The sequence below is a fragment of the Lishizhenia sp. genome, from assembly GCF_057456495.1.
In genome coordinates, this window is the sequence record NZ_JBVCPV010000239.1 from 1 (window position 1) to 3655 (window position 3655).

Genomic DNA, 3655 nt, shown 5'->3' on the forward strand with positions numbered 1-3655 from the left:
GTATCCAATGATATTGGCCCATTTTTCGTTGAAAATTGTCTCACCCGTTTGAATATTCCACTCCCATGTACCTACATCGGTACCTGCGATGATAAACTTATACCTTTCAGCTTGTTGCTGAAGTAATTGAAGGGTGCTTAATTCCCCCTCTGTGTTGACATACTCTGATAAAGCTCCAATAATGTAGCGTTGTTCATTTACACTCGTGTAGAGTTTACAATCAATGTTGAAATGAAGTTTTTCCTTTTTTGCATTCAGAAAATTTATTGTTCCACTTTTATGAGCTTTGTTAAATTGGAAGTAATCAACATAGGGTTGAAGTGCTAAAGTATTGTTATTGATATCAATCAGCGCTTTTTCAATGTCTGATGATAATCTATAATTGTATCCAAACAATTTTATCAATAATGAGGAAGCGAATGTGATTTTCTGTTGGGAAAAATCATATACCCAATAACCATCGATACCATGGGTATTCACGAAGTTTAAATTCTCTTCAACACGTAAAATTGAATGCGTCGTCATGTTGTTTTACTTATAGATAGGAGCAATTTAGTAATTTCAATTGAAGCTTTAGTTCATTCTTATAACTTCCTTTTACTTTATTTTTGATTGCTTAATAATGAAGCGATGTATAGCGCTGTAAAACAGAGGAGTCCATTGATTCCTAATAGTTCAGATCCAATTAAGAAATCACCAAAAATTGGCTTCGAATTGTTCATAAGGATAATAAGTAGGGTGGGAATACTGATACAAATAGCTAGAAGAGCCATTGCATTAACTTTCCTCTTACTTAAAATTCCAAAGAAGAAGAGACCTAAAAGGGGACCGTAGGTATAAGACGCCATTACAAATAAAGTACGGAGAACGTTTTGTTCTTTGTATATGTTTGCCAGGCAAATGGTGATAAAGATTAATACGGTGATACAAAACTGTATGATTTTTCGATAGCGTTGAGATTTCTTTTCCTCAAGACGGTCTATTTTAAACAAATCAAGACTCACAGATGTAGTTAAGGAAGTAAGAGCAGAATCTGCACTGGAGTATGCTGCAGCGATTAATCCTAATAAAAAGGTAATTCCTAGACCTGTACCCAATTGTCCTTTCAAAGCGATGAGGGGGAAGAGTCTATCGTTACGCTTGTCAGCCTCCATTCCGTTGAATACCTCCATAAGCTCAGGTGTTTCTTGAATATAGAGAAATAACATGCCTCCTAGGACTAAAAAGAGTAAGTTAGAAAAGAAGAGAATTACAGAAAAACTCATCATGTTTTTCTGCGCTTCCTTGATGTTCTTACAGGTGAGGTTTTTTTGCATCATATCTTGGTCTAGACCTGTCATACCAAGTGTTATAAACATTCCGGCCAATATGTATTTTAACCAATAGTTTTTAGCATTACCATCGTCGGTAACAAACCAATCCATAGCGCCAATTCCTTCCAAGTGTTGCCAGCTTTGCGCTGTACCAAATTGTTGGGTAATCAAATAAATACTAATCCCCAACGCTACTAGCATAAATGTGGTTTGCAAGGTATCTGTCCAAACAATCGTTTTAATTCCACCTCGGTACGTGTAGAGGTAGATTAATACAAGTGTGATGAAAACAGTTACGTAAAAACTCACGCCCATTTCCTTGAATACAAAATATTGTAATATGTCTGCTACCAGAAATAAGCGTATAGACGCACCGAGAATTCTAGAAATAATGAAAAAAGCAGCTCCCGTCTTATGTGCCGTGTTTCCAAAGCGTTCGCCTAAGTAGGCATAGATAGAGGTGACGTTAAGTCGATAGTACAAAGGCATCAGTACAAAAGCAATAATAACATAACCTATGAGGTAACCAATTACCATTTGCATATAGCTAAAACCTAAACTGTCCACTTCTCCAGGTACAGAAATAAAGGTTACCCCAGACAGTGAAGCTCCTATCATACCGTAAGCTACCAAATACCACTTCGAATTTCTATCTCCTGAAAAGAAAGTAGAGTTCTTCGCTCCTCTAGAAGTGAAATAAGAGATACTTATTAATACAACAAAGTATAAGGCAATAACCGTTAAAATGAGGGTGCTTGACATCGCTTTTTTGTTTCAAAGATAAAGAAGGACAGGACAGTATGGTAAGGGTTCTCAGAGAGTTATAAACATCCAATTTTTACAATCTTTGTTAAAGAATAACAGGGGGGAGGTAATGATACATCCTACATCAGCAATTTTCCTATTTTTGTGACTATGAATAAAATTATGCTTTTTGCATCTTTGTTTGTAGTTTCCTTTGTAATGGGGCAAACAGAGGTTTTTAATGAAGATTTTCAACAGGGAATACCTAATACCTGGACGATTGTAGATAATGATGGTTTAACCGTAGATCCTTCGGTGCAAGAATTTGATTCTGCCTGGATTACTTATACAGAAGATAGCTTGTACGGTGATACTGTTGCGGCGAGTACTTCTTACTTTGACCCTATTGATAGAGCGGATCGCTGGTTAATTTCTCCTGCAATAAATTTAGGAGTATATGGTAATATATTGTCATGGGAAGCAATGTCTGCAGACCCATCTTATCCGGATGATTATAAGCTTTTAATTTCTACCACAGATAATGCTATTACATCTTTTACAGATACATTGATATTGGTAAATAACGAAGTACCATACTGGTTAGAACGCGAAGTGAATTTATCTGATTATGGATATAATGATCAAACAGTTTACATAGCTTATGTAAATACTACATTTAATGGTTTTAAACTGTTTATTGATGATGTGAAAGTAAGGATAGAGGATCCTGTAAGTGTAGAAGAGGTTGAGTTAGTTGATGTCAATGTGTTCCCAAATCCTACTGCAGATAAGGTGTTCATCTCGAGTACCTCAAATGTGACGTACTCTATCGTAAATATGGAAGGAAAAGTGGTGATTCCAGAACAAACTAAAACAGAATGTTCTTTGGTTCACCTACCACAGGGCGTATATTTTTTACAGTATGAAGTAAATGGCACTTACGGTGTTGAACGCATTGTAAAGCAATAGTTAATAAGGCATTGTAAATGGAACGATATGAATGGATGCATCTTTAGAAGATGTGTCCATTTTTTTTGGCACAAATCGAATATTATCTTTTGAGAATTGAGTTATTTTATAGAACGCTTGGGTGCCGTTTATATCTAGGGTAAGCAAGGTGTCTGAATCCTTTAAAGATAAAGCATAGGTACCTTTTTTTCCTGTACTAACATCGAGGTTGTTTTTAGGGTGAAAAAACACATAGCCCGTGTTGTAGAAAATGAGCGTATTGTAATGTGGTAGATTAGGATCTAGCCTTTGGCCATCTTGATCTACTTCCCATACCTTAGAATTGTCGTCGTGTAAGAATTCTAACGGTAGAATAGGTTTCAATTCACTTTCGTGTATGCATGCTCCCATTAATAAAGGGAAGAGGTAAAGACTGATTTTTCGCATTAAAACATTAATTTATTTTTTCGAATACGCTCTTCAAAAAAGGCTTTGGCATTCTTCTTCATTTCGGGTGTGTCTATGCTACCTTGCAAATCTCCTAAAGCCTCTATTAAATGGTATTTTCCTTCCTTGTATTGCAATAACACGTCATAACGTTGGTAGGTGCCTTCTAGATTGTCTACCAAAGAAACAACTAGGTCGTCAAA

General features: G+C 36.0%; 5 protein-coding genes. 1 reads left to right on the forward strand and 4 read right to left on the reverse strand.

The window, feature by feature from the left end; genetic code table 11:
• Both AC22ZQ_RS13245 and AC22ZQ_RS13250 read right to left on the reverse strand, forming a co-directional pair.
• Positions 1 to 525, reverse strand: a 525-nt coding sequence (locus AC22ZQ_RS13245; protein WP_318959241.1) for a hypothetical protein, incomplete at its 3' end; no start/stop codon positions are given.
• A gap of 77 nt (positions 526 to 602) precedes the next feature.
• The gene (locus AC22ZQ_RS13250; RefSeq protein ID WP_318959242.1) at positions 603 to 2075 is read right to left on the reverse strand and encodes a sodium:solute symporter; all 1473 of its coding nucleotides are present in this window, start codon (positions 2073 to 2075) and stop codon (positions 603 to 605) included.
• A 153-nt stretch (positions 2076 to 2228) separates the two neighbouring features.
• Between AC22ZQ_RS13250 and AC22ZQ_RS13255 the strand changes: the two genes are divergently transcribed.
• A complete protein-coding gene (locus tag AC22ZQ_RS13255; RefSeq protein WP_318959243.1) occupies positions 2229 to 3026 on the forward strand; it encodes a T9SS-dependent choice-of-anchor J family protein in 798 nt (265 codons plus the stop codon).
• On the opposite strand, the gene AC22ZQ_RS13260 is transcribed toward AC22ZQ_RS13255, so the two are convergent.
• Together AC22ZQ_RS13260 and AC22ZQ_RS13265 are read right to left on the reverse strand one after the other, a co-directional pair.
• Complete coding sequence (locus tag AC22ZQ_RS13260; protein WP_318959244.1) at positions 3027 to 3452, reverse strand: hypothetical protein; 426 nt, start codon at positions 3450 to 3452, stop codon at positions 3027 to 3029.
• On the reverse strand, positions 3452 to 3655 hold a 204-nt coding region (locus tag AC22ZQ_RS13265), incomplete at its 5' end, for a hypothetical protein (protein WP_318959245.1). The genes AC22ZQ_RS13260 and AC22ZQ_RS13265, both read right to left, overlap by 1 nt.

Bases quoted from the DNA above. Each gene is read 5' to 3' on its own strand.
- AC22ZQ_RS13250 (WP_318959242.1), bottom strand. From the start codon at position 2,075: ATGTCAAGCACCCTCATTTTAACGGTTATTGCCTTATACTTTGTTGTA.
- AC22ZQ_RS13255 (WP_318959243.1), top strand. From the start codon at position 2,229: ATGAATAAAATTATGCTTTTTGCATCTTTGTTTGTAGTTTCCTTTGTA.
- AC22ZQ_RS13260 (WP_318959244.1), bottom strand. From the start codon at position 3,452: ATGCGAAAAATCAGTCTTTACCTCTTCCCTTTATTAATGGGAGCATGC.